This is a genomic window from Geodermatophilus tzadiensis, assembly GCF_003002915.1.
Classification (GTDB): Bacteria; Actinomycetota; Actinomycetes; order Mycobacteriales; family Geodermatophilaceae; genus Geodermatophilus; species Geodermatophilus tzadiensis.
In genome coordinates this window covers 15,892-29,748 of record NZ_PVTG01000019.1, presented here as the reverse complement: position 1 = coordinate 29,748, position 13,857 = coordinate 15,892, and the positions used below count along the sequence as shown (strand labels likewise).

Genomic DNA, 13,857 nt, shown 5'->3' with positions numbered 1-13,857 from the left:
ACCGACGGACGACGGCGTCCAGCCCTGCACGGCTCCTCCGACCTGAGAAGGTGCGCATGTCCTCCACCACCCAGAGCGCCCCGAGCACGAACCGCTCCGCATCCGGCGTCCTCACCGGCACCCCGGTCGTCCCCGGTGTCGTCCTCGGCCCGGTGGTGCGTCCCGCGGGCGCCGTCCAGCTCCCCGCCGAGACGTTCGAGGAGCTGCCGGAGTCCGCGCGTGCCGAGGAGAAGGCGCGCTTCACCGCCGCCGCCGAGACCGTGGCCGGCCGGCTCGCCGAGCGCGCCGCGGCCGCGACCGGGATGACCGCCGAGGTCCTCTCGGCCACCGCGGGGCTGGCGCGCGACCGCGGCCTGCTCGGCGCGGTCGAGCAGCGGATCGCCGCCGGCGTGCCCGCCACGGTGGCCACCGTCCAGGCCGCGCAGCAGTTCGTCGACGTGTTCACCTCCCTCGGCGGGGTCATGGCCGAGCGGGTCACCGACGTCCGCGACGTCCGGGACCGGGTCGTCGCCGAGCTGACCGGCCAGGGCGAGCCCGGGGTGCCCGCGCCCGAGGTGCCCTCGGTGCTGCTGGCCGACGACCTGGCCCCCGCCGACACCGCGGGCCTGGACCCGGCGCGGATCGTCGGCCTGGCCACCCGGCTGGGCGGCACGACCAGCCACACCGCGATCATCGCCCGCCAGCTGAACCTGCCCCTGGTCGTCGCCGTCGAGGGCCTGGACGCGGTGCCCGCCGGTGCCACCGTGCTGCTCGACGCCGACGAGGGCACCGTCACGGTCGACCCCGACCCGGAGGCGGCCGCCGGGCAGCTGGAGGCCGCGCGCCGGGCCGCCGCGGCACTGGCCGGCTACACCGGCCCGGCCACCACGCGCGACGGCGTCCCGGTGCCGGTGCTGGCCAACGTCCAGGACGGCGAGGGCACCCGCCTGGCCGTCGCCGCGCACGCCGAGGGCGTCGGCCTGTTCCGCACCGAGCTCGCCTTCCTCGGCCGCGCCGCCGAGCCGACGGTGGAGGAGCAGGCCCGCGGCTACGCCGCCGTGTTCGAGGCCGCCGCGGGCCGCCGCGTCGTCCTGCGCACCCTCGACGCCGGCTCGGACAAGCCGCTGGAGTTCGCCACGCCGCCCGAGGAGGCCAACCCCGCCCTGGGTGTCCGCGGCCTGCGGGTGGCCCGCCGCGACCCGGGCCTGCTCGACCGCCAGCTCGACGCGGTGGCCGAGGCCGCGCGGCGCACCGGCGCCTCGCCGTGGGTCATGGCGCCGATGGTCGCCACGGTGGGGGAGGCCGCCGACTTCGCCGCCCGGGTGCGCGCCCGCGGCCTGGTGCCCGGCGTCATGGTCGAGGTGCCCTCGGCGGCGCTGCTCGCCGACCGCGTGCTGCAGCACGTCGACTTCCTGTCGATCGGCACCAACGACCTCTCGCAGTACGCGCTGGCCGCCGACCGGCTCTCCGCCGACCTCGCCGACCTCACCGACCCGTGGCAGCCGGCGCTGCTGACGCTGGTCGAGGCCGCCGCGGCCGCCGGGCGCCGGGCCGGCAAGCCGGTGGGGGTCTGCGGCGAGGCGGCTGCCGACCCGCTGCTGGCCTGCGTCCTCGTCGGTCTCGGCGTGACCTCGCTGTCCTGCGCCGCCCCGGCCGTCGCCGGCGTCGGCGCCCGGCTGGCCACGGTGGACCTGGCCGCCTGCCAGGAGGCCGCCGCGGCCGCGCTGGCCGCCGACGACCCGCGCGTCGGCCGGGCCGCCGCGCGCGCCGTCCTCGTCCGGGGCTGAGGGGTCGGGGGTCGGCCGCGGTGGCCGACCTCACCCCTCAGGGTGAACGATCGTCGGGAGGTGACCGACGCGACCTCAGCATCGTCGGAATATCCGTCGCTCTGCCTGCTTTACTACTGGTGCACCCACCGGAAGTACCTGCAGAGGAGACGACGGACATGAACAGCGGGACCACCTGGCGGCAGCGTCGGCAGGCGGCTCGGACGCGGCGCGCCCTCGACCGGGCCCTCGCCCGCAGCAGCAGCCCGGCGATGCGCGACGAGCTGCTCACCATGGCCAACAGCGCCTGGACGCCGCGCGTCTGAACGAGGACCCCGCTGCCCCCACACCTCGCTGGCGCTCGGTGCGGGACCCTGCAGCGGGACCGTTCTCCGCTCCCCGGAGCGGCCGGCCTGACGGCCCGTCTCACGGCCCCGGCCCGCACCTGCGGTCCGGGGCCGAGCCCTGTCCGGGGCCCGCGCGGCCGCCGTCCTCCCGCACCGCAGCGCGTCCGACCTGACCGCAGCGCGTCCTCCCGCACCGCAGCGCGTCCGACCTGACCGCCCACGGTCGGGTAGGACACGCGATGACCAGGTCACCTGATCGTCGCGCGGCGTCCCCCCTTCGGGTCGGGCGGCTCAACCCGAAAACGGGCGGTGCCGATGCAGCTGGCATGAGTGGAGGACGTCCGGAGGTACGACCCGGACCCGGCCGACCGGAGCCCGCAGCAGCCACCGCCGAGGCGCGGGAGACGTCCGGGGCGACCACGGGACTGGTCCTCACCTTCGTCCGCCAGGAGCTCGGCGAGGACGCGGTGCAGGAGGTGCTGCGCCGGGCGCAGGTGCCCTTCACCGCCGAGGAGCTCACCCAGCCCTCGACCTGGACCAGCTACGACACCCGGATCCGGCTGTTCACCGCCGCCACCGAGGTCCTCGGCGACCCCACCGCGATGTTCCGCATGGGCGCCGAGTCGCTGCGCACCGGCATGGCCCCGGCCGTCGTGGTGCTCGTGCGCGCGATGGGCTCCCCGCGCCAGGTCTTCCAGCGGCTGCCCAAGGCGGTCGCCAACTTCAGCACCACCTCGACGATGACCGTGCTCGAGGTCGGTGCCACCTCGGCGACGCTGCGCTACGAGCTGCACGACGGCTACGTGCACTCGCGCCTCGACTGCGACTACGCCCGCGGCCTGATCGCGATGATCCCCACGATCTTCGGGCTGGCCCCCGCGCGGGTCGTGCACGAGGAGTGCGAGTCCTCCGGCTACGACGCGTGCGTCTACCACCTCTCCTGGGACCGGCGGTCCCGCCGGCCGTGGGGCCGGCGCTCGGTGTCGGCCGACCCCGAGCTGACGGCGCTGCGCGAGCAGGTCCGCAGCCTGCAGTCGGCGGCCACCGACCTGGTCGACGGCGGGGACCTCGAGTCGGTCCTGGCCCGCATCGTCGAGCGCGCCGCGGCCGCGGTCCTCGCGCCCGCCTACCTGCTCGCCGTGTCCGCACCCGGCGGCGGCGCCCCGCTGGTGCACAGCGCCGGCCTGCCCGCCGACGAGGTCCCCGGCCTCACCGCGCGGCTGCTCGCCGGGGAGGACCTCGGCCCCGGCGCGGTCACCGTCGACGTCGCCTCCGCCCGGCGCACCCACGGCCGGCTGGCCGCGCTGCACCGCCCCGGCGACGGCGGCCTCGGCGACGAGCGGGCCATGCTCGCCGCCTACGCCGGCCACGCCGCCGCCGCCCTCGACCTGGTCATGGCGCTGGAGGACAGCCGCTCGGAGGCCCGCCGGGCCGGCGCGCTGCTCGACCTCGCCCACCGGCTGGCCCTGGCCGCCGACGCCGACGAGGTGTGCGCCGTGGTCGCCGACGCGCTGCCCCGGGTCGTCGGCTGCGGCAGCTCCGGCGTCATGCTCTGGGACCCGGCGAGCGCGTCGCTGCGGACCACCGCCTGCGCCGGGCTGCCCCCCGAGGCGGAGATCGTGCTGCGCACCACCACGCTGCACGCCGGGGACGTGCCCGAGCTGTTCGGCATGCTCTCCGACCGTGAGCCGCGGGTCCTCGACACCACGCGCAGCAGCGGACTGCTCCGGACGCTGCTGGGCTCCCTGGACCTGCACAGCGCCGTCGCCGTGCCGCTGCTGGCCGGCTCCACCTTCCTCGGGGTCGTCACCGCCAGCTGGACCGCCGGTGAGCTCGGGGACGGTCCCGACCGCGACGTGCTGGCGCGCCTGCGCGGTGTTGGCGACCAGGCCTCGACCGCGCTGCAGAAGGCCCGGCTGCTCGAGACCGTCCGCCACCAGGCCACCCACGACGCGCTGACCGGGCTGCCCAACCGGGTGCTGTTCCGCGAGCGCCTGGCCGCCGCCCTCGCCGCGGCCCCGGACGGCGGCGCGGTGGGCGTCCTGTTCTGCGACCTCGACCGGTTCAAGGCGGTCAACGACACCCTCGGCCACGCCGCCGGCGACGAGCTGCTGCGCCAGGTCTCGGCCCGGCTGCGCGCCGCGGTGCGCCCCGGCGACACGGTCGGCCGGCTCAGCGGCGACGAGTTCGCCGTGCTGCTGCCGCGGCTGGGCAGCCCCACCGACGCCGGCAGCGTGGTGGCCCGGGTGGACGAGGCCTTCACCGAGCCCTTCCGGCTCGACGGCACCCCCGTCGAGGTCGGCACCAGCACCGGCGTGGCGGTGCACAGCGGCCGGGTCATCGAGGTGGCGGCCGTCGCCGAGCAGCTGCTGCGCGACGCCGACGCCGCGATGTACCGGCACAAGCACCGCGACCGCCCGCCGACGCCCACGCCACGTCAGGCCGGCTGACCCGGAGCGCGGGCCCGGCGCACCCGGGCAGGTCGGCGCACCCGGGCGGCTCAGCGCAGCCGGGCGCGCAGCACCGCCTGCTCGCGGGCGCCGAAGCCGTGCGCGTCCAGCCAGCCCACCGGGCCGCCGTGCCGCTCGTGCAGCAGCTCGAGCACCCGCCGCATCGTCTCCGCGCGGGGCGTGTGGCTGGCCACGTCGCGCCGGGACATGTCCTCGGCGTACGTCGGCGACGCGCGGAGCTTCGCCACCAGGTCGTCGATCACCTCGGCGGTCATCGCGTAGTCGGCCACGATCTCCTCGTCGGGCACGCCGGCGACCGCGAGCGCGAACATGACGACCACCCCGGTGCGGTCCTTGCCCGCCGCGCAGTGCACGACCGCGGCGCCGTCCCCGTCGCCGTCGGCCAGCGCGCGCAGGGCCGCGACCACGTTCTCCGGCCGGTGGTGCAGGTAGCCGAGGTAGGCGCGCACCGCGGGCGGCTCGACCTCGTCGGCCTCGGTGGTCTGCCGCGGCAGCACCGTCTCCACCCAGTCGGCCGGCAGGTCGGGCAGCTCGTCCTCCTCGACGGCGAACACGTCGGTGTGCCGGCCCCGCTCGGGCAGCAGCGTGAAGTGCCGGTGGGTGACGTCCTCGACCGACCGCAGCGGGCCGCGGCCCTCGAGCAGCACCTCGGCGGTGGTGCGCAGGTCGACCACGTCGCGCAGCCGCAGCTCGCCGACCAGCCGGCGGACGTCGTCGTCGCTGAGCGTCTGCAGGTTGTCGCTGCGCAGCACCCGGCCGAACGCCGTCGTCCCGCCGTCGGTGGTGGGCAGGCCGCCGAGGTCCCGGGTGTTCGTGGTGCCGTCGAGCCGCAGCCAGCGGTCGGAGCGTGCGGAGGTCACGTCCCGACCGTACGGCGTCGTCGCGGCCGGCCCCGGGGACGCCGGAGGGTCAGGAGCCGAGCAGCTCGTCGCAGAGGTCGACCAGGCGCTGCCGCAGCGGGGCGGCGCGGCCGGCGAAGGCGCGCTGGGCGGCCGCGTACTCGGCACGGCCCTCCGGCGTCTCGATCCGCACCGGTGCGTAGCCGCGGTCGGCGAGGTCGTAGGGCGAGGCGCGCATGTCCAGCTCGCGCACCTCGACGGCGAGCGCGAAGCAGTCGGCCAGCAGCTCGCCGGGGACGGCGGGGGAGAGCTTGTACGCCCACTTGTAGAGGTCCATCGTCGCGTGCAGGCAGCCGGGCTGCTCCGTCGCGACCTGCGTCTCCCGCGTCGGCCGCAGCCGGTTGAGCCCGACGGCCTCCGGGGTGAAGAAGCGGAACGCGTCGTGGTGGCTGCACCGGATGGTGGCGGAGTCCACGACGGCGTCGGTGCCGGCCCGCCCCAGGCGCAGCGGGACGGCGTGCCGGCGCTCGTCGGCGCGGTAGACCATCGCCCACTCGTGCAGCCCGAAGCAGCCGGTCTGCGGCGGCCGCGACGCGGTGGCGGCGAGCAGGTCCCGCACGAAGCGCACGGTCGGCCCGCGGTCGGCCAGGAAGGCGCCGGCGTCGAGCCGCACCGCGCCGTCGTCGCCGGTGGCGTACCAGCGCCAGGCCGCGTGCGGTGCCGGCCCGTCGGCGGACGGCGCCAGCGCGACGCCGGGCCCGGGGTGCCAGCGGCGGAGCCGGCTCGGCGTCTCGGAGTAGTAGGTGAACAGGAAGTCCAGCACCGGGTGGCTCTCGCCGCGGCGCCGGCGCTCGCGGTGCGGCGCCGTCCACCGCTCGACCCGCGCGTCGTGCGCCGCCGCCCGCGCCGTCCACTCCGCCGCGGACAGGTGGGGCAGCACGGCGGTCACCGGACCAGGGTAGGAGGGTCCTCCGCCCCTCCGGCCGCGGACGGGACGGTGCCAGCCTGGAGGTCTCCGACCAGGGAGGCGATCGCCATGGCCGGCGACGCGCGGACCACCCCGAAGCCCCTGCTGTGCCGCCTGGGCGCACACGCCTGGGTGCAGCGCCACCCCGAGGACGAACGGCTGAGGGGCCCCGACCAGCAGGTCTGCCGGCGCTGCGGGCGGCGCCGGCAGTCCTGGGACTCGATCGTGCCGCCGGGCTTCCTGGGCTGAGGTCAGTCGCCCGCGGCCGTCAGCCGGTGCAGCCGCAGCGCCAGCTGCACCTCCAGCGCGCGGTCGGGCGCCGACCAGTCGCGGCCGAGCAACCGGCCCACCCGGTCCAGCCGCTGGGTGACGGTGTTGACGTGCACGTTGAGCACCTCGGCGGCCCGCGCGGGGGAGCCGCCGGTGGCGAACCAGGCCCGCAGCGTCGTCACCAGGTCGGTACCGCGGCGCGCGTCGTAGTCGAGCACCGGCGCGAGGGTCGCGGTGACGAACCCCGGGACGTCGCGGCCCTCGCCCACCAGCAGCCCGACGAAGCCGAGCTCGTCGGCGCTGGCCGACTCACCGGCCCGCCCGAGCGCCTCCAGCGTCGACGCGCAGCGCCCCGCCTCCGCGCTGGCGCCGGCCACCGCGGCGGGGCCGTGCACCGGCCCCGCGCCGCCCGCGGTCACCGGCCGGCCCACCGCCGCGGCCACCTCCCGGCGCACCAGCGCGGCGGCGTCGGCGGCGGCGAGGTCGGGCAGGCACAGCACGACGCGGGCGTCCCGCGTCCCGGCCAGGCCCCCGCGGGTGGCGGCCAGGTGGGTGGCGGCGGCCAGCGCCCGCCCCCGGCAGCGCTCCTCCACCCGGACGACGACCACCGCCAGCGGCCGGTCGAGGTCGGCGCCCAGCCGGCGGGCGCGCTCGCGCAGCCCGTCGGGGTCGCGCAGCGGCACGGTCAGCAGCTCGTCGACCAGCTCGCCGCGCACCCGGCCCTCCGCCTCGCCGGCGGTGCGCCGGATGAGCAGCAGCAGCGCGGTCACCAGCGCGGCGCGCTCGAGGATCCGCTGGTCGGCGTCGGAGAGGTCGGCGGCCTGCTGCAGCACCAGCCCGCCGAGCAGCTCACTGCCCACGGTGACCGCGGCGGTCCACCACTCGCCGTCGCGGACGGTGCGGCCGGTGGCCCGGGCCAGCGCCAGCGCACCGGCGGGGTCGGGCGGCAGCGCGGCCGCCCCGTCGTCCCCGGCGGTCGGCCGGCCCTCCTCGTCGAGCACGGTGATCCGGCCGCCGAGGGCCTCGGTCACGGCGGCCGCGACGCCCTCCACCCCGCCCCCGCGCAGCACGACGCCGATGAACCGGTCGTGCGCACCCGCGGCCCGCTCCACCGACTCGGTGTGCGCGCGGAGCTCGCGGGTGGCCGCGGACAGCTCCTCGAGCGCGGTGCGGGTCTCCTCCAGCAGCCGGGCGTTGTCGATGGCGATCGCCGCGTGCGCGGCCAGCGAGCCCAGCAGGGCCACCTCGGAGCGGTCGAAGGCCCGCTCGGTGCGGTCGGCGGCGTAGAGCACCCCGATCACCTGCGACCCGCGGATCAGCGGGACGCCGAGGATGGCGACCAGGCCCTCCTCGCGGACGCCGTCGTCGATCTCGTCGGTGTGGTGGAACCGCGGGTCGGTGAAGTAGCTCGCGGTCGCGTACGGCGCCGCCGCCTGCGCCACCAGCCCGCCGAGGCCGGCGCCCATCGGCAGCCGCAGCGCCTGGAACCGCGCCGAGACCGAGCCGTCGGTGACCCGCATGTAGGTGTTGCCGCGGGCGTCGTCGTTGAGCGTCAGGTAGGAGACGTCGGTGCCCAGCAGCTGCCGGGCGCGCCGGACGATCGCGGTCAGCACCGAGTCGACGCCGCGCAGGGCGGCCAGGTCGCTGGCGGTGTCGAACAGCGCCGAGAGCTCGGACTCCCGGCGGCGGCGGGCGGCGAACGCGGCGCGCACCTGCAGCGCGAGCAGCCGCACGCCCTCCAGCTCGGCGAGCGTCGCGGCGTCGGCGCCCGACGCCCGGGCGCGCACCAGCGGCCCCTCGAACTCGATCGCCGCGGCGTCGTCGAGCACCAGCCGCAGGTACTCGGCGGCCGCCGAGGTCGCGCGGGGAGCCCGGGCGGCGCCGCCGGTGGGCGGTGCTGCGGTCCGGGCCACGGCCGGCACCCCGTCCGGCCGGGCCATCAGTGGGCGGTCCACCCACCGTCCATGCGCAGGGAGGTGCCGGTGACCGAGGTGGCGGCCGGCGAGCACAGCCAGGCGATGGCGTCGGCGACCTCGGCCGGCTCGATGAGCCGCTTGAGCGCCGCGGGGGCGAGCATGACCTGCTCGACCACCTCGTCCTCGGAGATCCCGTGCGTGCGCGCCTGGTCGGCGATCTGCCCCTCGACCAGCGGGGTCCGCACGTAGGCCGGCGCCACGCAGTTGGACGTGACGCCGTGGGGCGCCCCCTCGAGCGCGACCACCTTCGACAGCCCCTCGAGCGCGTGCTTGGCGGTCACGTAGGCCGACTTGTAGGGGGAGGCGCGGTGGCCGTGCACCGAGCTGACGTTGACCACCCGCCCCCAGCCGCGCCGGTACATGTGCGGCAGCGCCCCGCGGACCAACCGGAACGGCGCCTCGACCATGAGCCGCTGGATGGTGGAGAAGACCTCGACCGGGAACTCGTGCACCGGCGCGACGTGCTGGAAGCCGGCGTTGTTGACCAGGACGTCGACGTCGAGGTCCAGGGCGTCGACGGCGGCCAGGTCGGAGAGGTCCACCGTCACGGCCGTGCCCCCGACCGTGGCGGCCACCGCCTCGGCGGCCGCGGCGTCGCGGTCGACGACCACCACCGCGGCGCCGGCCTCCGCCAGCCGCGCGGCCACCGCCCGCCCGATCCCGGAACCGCCACCGGTCACCATCGCCCGCCGACCCTCGAGGTCCTCCGCGCCCATGACGGGCACCGTAGAGGGTGGCTCCGGTCACACCCACGGGTGCCACCCACACAGCTCCGGTCCGGACGGTGGCGGTTCCGCACACGGACCGGACGGCGGGCCCTCGTGCCGGGACGGGACCGGGGCGTGGTCCGTGCACACACGACCGGAGAGCCGGGACGTGCGCCGCCACGGCGGGACCGGGCCGCGACGTGCACGGGCTCCCCGTGACACCCGTCACGGGCTCCCCGTGTGCGTCCCGGCGCAGGTCGTGAGGGACGGCACCTGTGCCGGGCCGGGGACGGCGGGAGCGTGGGGACGTGCCCGGACGACAGCGGCCGACCCCCGGCCGGCGGGCACCCCGAGGAGGTCCCGCCGTGCACCCGACACCCACGCTCGCGCCGGTCCCGGCGCCCGTCGCCGCGCCCGCGGTCGAGGTCACCGACCTGCGCCGCCGGTACGGCTCGTTCGAGGCCGTCCGGGGCATCTCCTTCGAGGTCCGCCCGGGCGAGGTCCTCGCGCTGCTCGGCGTCAACGGGGCCGGCAAGACCTCGGCCCTGGAGGTCCTCGAGGGGCTGGCCCCGGCCTCCGGCGGCTCGGTGCGCGTCCTCGGCGCCGACCCGCGCCGCGAGCGGGCCGCCGTCCGCCCGCACCTGGGCGTGCTGCTGCAGGCGAGCGGCCTGCCCGGCGACCTGACCGTCGCCGAGACCGTCCGCACGTGGGCGGGCACCCTCACCGCACCCCGGCCGGTCGCCGAGGCGCTGGCGCAGGTGGACCTCACCGGCCGCGCCGACGTCCGGGTGCGCAGCCTCTCCGGCGGCGAGCGCCGCCGGCTCGACCTGGCGCTGGCGCTGCTCGGCCGCCCGCGGGTGCTGGTCCTCGACGAGCCGACCACCGGCCTGGACCCGGAGAGCCGCCGCACCGTGTGGCGGCTGGTCCGCGGCCTGGTGGACGACGGCGCCGCGGTCGTGCTCACCACGCACCACCTCGAGGAGGCCGAGCAACTGGCCGACCGGATCGCGATCATGCGCGCCGGCACGGTGGTGGCCGCCGGCACCCGCGAGGAGATCGCCGAGACCCAGCCGGCCACCGTCTCGTTCCGGCTCGACCCGGGCACCCCGCAGCCGCCGGTGCCCGCCGGTGTCGAGGTCGTCGCCTCCGGCCCCCGCGTCGAGTGGCACACCCGCGACCTGCAGCCGGTGCTCGCCGAGCTGCTCACCTGGGCCGCCCGCGCCGGGGTGCAGCTGCCCGGCCTGCAGGCCCGCGCCGCCTCGCTCGAGCAGGCCTTCCTCGCCGTCGCCGACGGTGCCGACCTCGCCTGACCCCGCCTCCCCGACAGGAGCCCCCGATGACCGCCACCGCCGTCCCCGTCCCCACCGCCGTCCCCGGCGGACCGTCCCGCCTCCGCCGCGTCGGTGCCCTCGCCGGCGCCGAGACCCGGCTGCTGCTGCGCAACCGCACCGCCGTGGTCAACTCGGTGCTCTCGCCGCTGCTGCTGGTGGCGCTCGTCCCGCTGTTCGGGGCCGGTGACGCCCCGCTGGGGCAGACCCTGCTGGTCTCCGCGACCGCGTTCACGCTGGTCTTCCTCACCTACTACAACCTGGTCGTCACCTACGTCGCCCGGCGCGAGGCCCTGGTGCTCCAGCGGATGCGCACCGGCGAGCTCACCGACGGCGAGGTGCTCGCCGCCACCGCCGTCCCGACGCTGCTGGTGACGGCCGTCCAGCTCGCCGTGGTGGCGGTCGGGGTGGTCGTCCTCGGCGAGTGGCGCGCCCCGGTCGACCCCGTGCTGCCGGTGCTGGCCGTGCTGCTCGGCGCCGTGCTCATGGCCGTGCTGGCCACGCTGAGCAGCGTCTGGACCCGGACGCCGGAGTCCGCGCAGGTGACCACCCTGCCGGTCGTACTCGGGGCGACGGCGCTGTCCGGGGTGTTCTTCCCGCTGGTCGCGCTGCCGGAGGCGCTGGCGACGGGAGCCCGGCTGCTGCCGCTGACGCCGGTCGTGGAGCTGGTGCAGCTGGGCCTGACCGGCCGCACGTGGGACGGGGAGGCCGTGGCCGGCGCGGAGCTGTGGTGGGCGGCGCTGGTCCCGCTGGCCGTCGCGGCGGCCTGGGTGGTCCTCGCCGGCGTGGCGAGCCTGCGGTGGTTCCGCTGGGCGCCCAAGCGCTGAGGACGGGCGCGCCGGAGGCCCCGGCGGGCGGCGGTCGGTACGGCAGCATGAGGGCCGTGCCGACCGTCGCGCGCTGGTGGAGCAGCCGCACCGACCCCCAGCGCCTGGACCTCTACACGCGGTCGTCCTTCTACGGCTGGCTGGCGCTGACGCCGGCGCTCGCCCTCATGGTCCTGGGCTCCGAGGGCGTCGCGACCACGCCGGCCGCCTGGCTGTACCTGGCCGGCTCGGTCGGGGTGGCCGTCACCGGCGTCGTCCTGGTCCGCGCGGGGCTGGCCACCCGCTGGACCCGGCGCTCCCCGCCGGCCGGTCCGCTGACCGCCGCGCTGGTCGCCGCCGCGGTCACCGCCGGCACCGGCGTGGTCGAGGGGCTGGCCCGGTCCGGCGAGCCCGGCACGGGCTGGCTGCTCGCCCTCCCGCTGGCGATGCTGCTGACCGCCGCCTCGCCGGTCTGGACCACGCGCGTGCTGACCCGCGCGTCGGCCGGCGTCGGCCTGCTCGTCGGCGGGGTGGTGCTGCTGGGCGGCGAGGAGTGGTCCGCGGCGCTGGTCCTCGGCGTCGTCTTCACGGTCGCCGTCACCGGGCTGGTGCTGGCCTTCCGGTTCTCCGTGTGGGTGCTCGACGTCGTCGTGGAGATGGAGCGCACCCGCGGGGTGCAGGCCCAGCTCGCCGTCGCCGAGGAGCGGCTGCGCTTCGCCCGCGACCTGCACGACGTCATGGGCCGCAACCTCTCGGTGATCGCCGTGAAGAGCCAGCTCGCCGCCGAGCTGGTGCGCCGCGGCCGGGAGGGTGCGGTGCAGGAGCTGACCGACATCAGCCGGGTCGCGGAGGAGTCGCTGCGCGAGGTGCGCGACGTCGTCCGCGGCTATCGCGGCAGCGACCTGCCCGGTGAGCTGGCCGGCGCCCGGTCGGTGCTGCGGGCCGCGGGCGTGGAGGTGACCGTCAGCGGGGAGGACGGCGCGGTCGCCCTGCCCGCGCCGGTGCAGACGGCGCTGGGCTGGGTGGTGCGGGAGGCGGTGACCAACGTGCTGCGGCACAGCCGCGCGACCACGTGCACTATCGCGCTGTCGACGTCGGGCGGGGTGGCCGAGCTGCGGGTGGTGAACGACGGCGTGACCGGCGACGGGGACCGCGGCGCCGGGCTGACCGGCCTGGCCGAGCGGCTGGCCGCGCCCGGCGGGCGGCTGTCGGCCGGCCGCGAGGGCGACCGCTTCGTGCTCACGGCGGCCGTCCCGGTGGGGGTGCCGGTGTGATCCGCGTGCTGCTCGCCGACGACGAGAACCTCATCCGCTCGGCGCTGGCCGCGCTGCTCGCCCTCGAGGACGACCTCGAGGTGGTCGCCCAGGCCGCCTCCGGGGACGAGGCGCTGGCCATGGCGCGGGCCTGCACACCCGACGTCGCCGTCCTCGACCTGCAGATGCCCGACCTCGACGGCATCACCGTCGCCGGGCGGCTGCGCACCCTGCTGCCGGGCTGCGCGGTGGTCATCGTGACCGGTCACGGCCGGGCCGGACACCTCAAGCGCGCGCTGGCGGCCGGGGTGCGCGGCTTCCTGCCGAAGACCGTGCCGGCGCCGGTGCTCACCGACGTCGTGCGCACCGTGTCCCGCGGCGGCCGCTACGTGGACCCCGAGCTCGCCGCCGAGGCGATCAGCGCCGGCGACAGCCCGCTGACCCCGCGGGAGGCCGACGTGCTGGAGCTGGCGGCCGGCGGCGCCCCGGTCGAGGAGATCGCCGCCCGCGCCCACCTGTCACCGGGGACGGTGCGCAACCACCTGTCCGCCGCCGCGGGCAAGCTCGGCGCGGCCAACCGGCACGCCGCCGTCGAGGTCGCCCGCCGCCACGGCTGGATCGGCTAGCCGGACTGGTTGCCGCCGCGGACGACGGAGTCGTCGCGCTGGGCGTCGTCGTCGGTGGTGAGGGTGGTGTCGCTCTCCCCCGCGTCGGCGCGGTCCTCGCCGGTGACGCCGTCGACCATGTTCGCGTCGGTCGGCCCGTCGGTGGTGTTCGGGGACTCGCGGTACCCGGTGTGGTCGGACTCGCTCATCAGTCGTTCCCTCCTCCGGACCGGGGCGTGGGGCCGGCCACCTCGCCCGACGGGCCGTCGGTGCGGGCCCGGGCGACGTCGGAGTCGGCGCGGGCCGGCAGGTCGTCGTCGCTGGCCGCGTCCCGCGCGATCGCCTCGTCGGCGGTGAGCGGCACGTCGTCGAAGCTGGAGCCGGTGCCGGTGCTGCTGTTGTCGCCGGTGCCCGACGCGGTCGGGACGCCCTGCTGGATCCGGTCGCTGCCCTGTGGGTCGCTCACGGGTTCCTCCTGTCCGACGGCGCTGGTCGACGGCGCTGTCCTCCGGTGCCATGCCCGCCGTCGTCCCCCCGAAACGA

14 protein-coding genes are annotated in these 13,857 nt (G+C 77.4%); 8 read left to right on the top strand and 6 right to left on the bottom strand.

Going from position 1 to position 13,857, the window contains the following annotated elements:
• Positions 1-56: 56 nt before the first annotated feature.
• The 3 genes from LY71_RS20140 to LY71_RS20135 all read left to right on the top strand — a co-directional run bounded on the left by LY71_RS20140 (position 57) and on the right by LY71_RS20135 (position 4,542).
• Positions 57-1,766, top strand: a complete 1,710-nt coding sequence (locus tag LY71_RS20140; RefSeq protein WP_106281088.1) for a putative PEP-binding protein — start codon at positions 57-59, stop codon at positions 1,764-1,766.
• 158 nt (positions 1,767-1,924) lie between these two features.
• A complete protein-coding gene (locus tag LY71_RS23610; RefSeq protein ID WP_169064729.1) occupies positions 1,925-2,071 on the top strand; it encodes a hypothetical protein in 147 nt (48 codons plus the stop codon).
• A 347-nt stretch (positions 2,072-2,418) separates the two neighbouring features.
• Positions 2,419-4,542 (top strand): diguanylate cyclase domain-containing protein, encoded by a 2,124-nt coding sequence (locus tag LY71_RS20135; protein ID WP_106281086.1) that lies wholly within the window; start codon positions 2,419-2,421, stop codon positions 4,540-4,542.
• 50 nt (positions 4,543-4,592) lie between these two features.
• On the opposite strand, the gene LY71_RS20130 is transcribed toward LY71_RS20135, so the two are convergent.
• A complete protein-coding gene (locus LY71_RS20130; RefSeq protein ID WP_106281084.1) occupies positions 4,593-5,423 on the bottom strand; it encodes a tyrosine-protein phosphatase in 831 nt (276 codons plus the stop codon).
• Positions 5,424-5,472: 49 nt separating this feature from the next.
• Positions 5,473-6,351 carry a 3-methyladenine DNA glycosylase gene (locus tag LY71_RS20125; RefSeq protein ID WP_106281082.1) on the bottom strand — a complete coding sequence of 293 codons (879 nt, stop codon included), beginning with the start codon at positions 6,349-6,351 and terminating at the stop codon, positions 5,473-5,475.
• Positions 6,352-6,438: 87 nt separating this feature from the next.
• Between LY71_RS20125 and LY71_RS20120 the strand changes: the two genes are divergently transcribed.
• Positions 6,439-6,618: a hypothetical protein gene (locus LY71_RS20120; RefSeq protein WP_106281080.1), complete on the top strand. Its 180-nt coding sequence runs from the start codon at positions 6,439-6,441 to the stop codon at positions 6,616-6,618.
• A gap of 2 nt (positions 6,619-6,620) precedes the next feature.
• On the opposite strand, the gene LY71_RS20115 is transcribed toward LY71_RS20120, so the two are convergent.
• Positions 6,621-8,594, bottom strand: coding sequence for a helix-turn-helix domain-containing protein (locus tag LY71_RS20115; RefSeq protein WP_245888130.1), 1,974 nt, complete (start codon positions 8,592-8,594; stop codon positions 6,621-6,623).
• Complete coding sequence (locus LY71_RS20110; protein ID WP_106281078.1) at positions 8,579-9,331, bottom strand: 3-hydroxybutyrate dehydrogenase; 753 nt, start codon at positions 9,329-9,331, stop codon at positions 8,579-8,581. The genes LY71_RS20115 and LY71_RS20110 overlap by 16 nt, the downstream gene beginning before the upstream one ends.
• 356 nt (positions 9,332-9,687) lie before the next feature.
• Between LY71_RS20110 and LY71_RS20105 the strand changes: the two genes are divergently transcribed.
• From LY71_RS20105 to LY71_RS20090, 4 genes are read left to right on the top strand one after another with little or no spacing between them, the layout of a single operon-like run.
• Positions 9,688-10,632, top strand: coding sequence for an ABC transporter ATP-binding protein (locus tag LY71_RS20105; RefSeq protein WP_106281076.1), 945 nt, complete (start codon positions 9,688-9,690; stop codon positions 10,630-10,632).
• Between the two features lie 26 nt (positions 10,633-10,658).
• Entirely contained in the window at positions 10,659-11,477 is an 819-nt protein-coding gene (locus tag LY71_RS20100) for an ABC transporter permease (protein ID WP_106281074.1), read from the top strand.
• Positions 11,478-11,533: 56 nt separating this feature from the next.
• A complete protein-coding gene (locus LY71_RS20095; protein ID WP_211297449.1) occupies positions 11,534-12,730 on the top strand; it encodes a sensor histidine kinase in 1,197 nt (398 codons plus the stop codon).
• Positions 12,727-13,335: a response regulator transcription factor gene (locus LY71_RS20090; RefSeq protein ID WP_106281072.1), complete on the top strand. Its 609-nt coding sequence runs from the start codon at positions 12,727-12,729 to the stop codon at positions 13,333-13,335. Before LY71_RS20095 ends, LY71_RS20090 begins: the two co-directional genes overlap by 4 nt.
• Here LY71_RS20090 and LY71_RS20085 read toward each other — a convergent pair.
• Together LY71_RS20085 and LY71_RS20080 are read right to left on the bottom strand one after the other, a co-directional pair.
• Positions 13,332-13,523, bottom strand: a complete 192-nt coding sequence (locus LY71_RS20085) for a hypothetical protein (protein WP_106281070.1) — start codon at positions 13,521-13,523, stop codon at positions 13,332-13,334. The genes LY71_RS20090 and LY71_RS20085 overlap by 4 nt on opposite strands.
• Positions 13,523-13,780 carry a hypothetical protein gene (locus tag LY71_RS20080; protein ID WP_106281068.1) on the bottom strand — a complete coding sequence of 86 codons (258 nt, stop codon included), beginning with the start codon at positions 13,778-13,780 and terminating at the stop codon, positions 13,523-13,525. The genes LY71_RS20085 and LY71_RS20080 overlap by 1 nt, the downstream gene beginning before the upstream one ends.
• Positions 13,781-13,857: the final 77 nt, after the last annotated feature.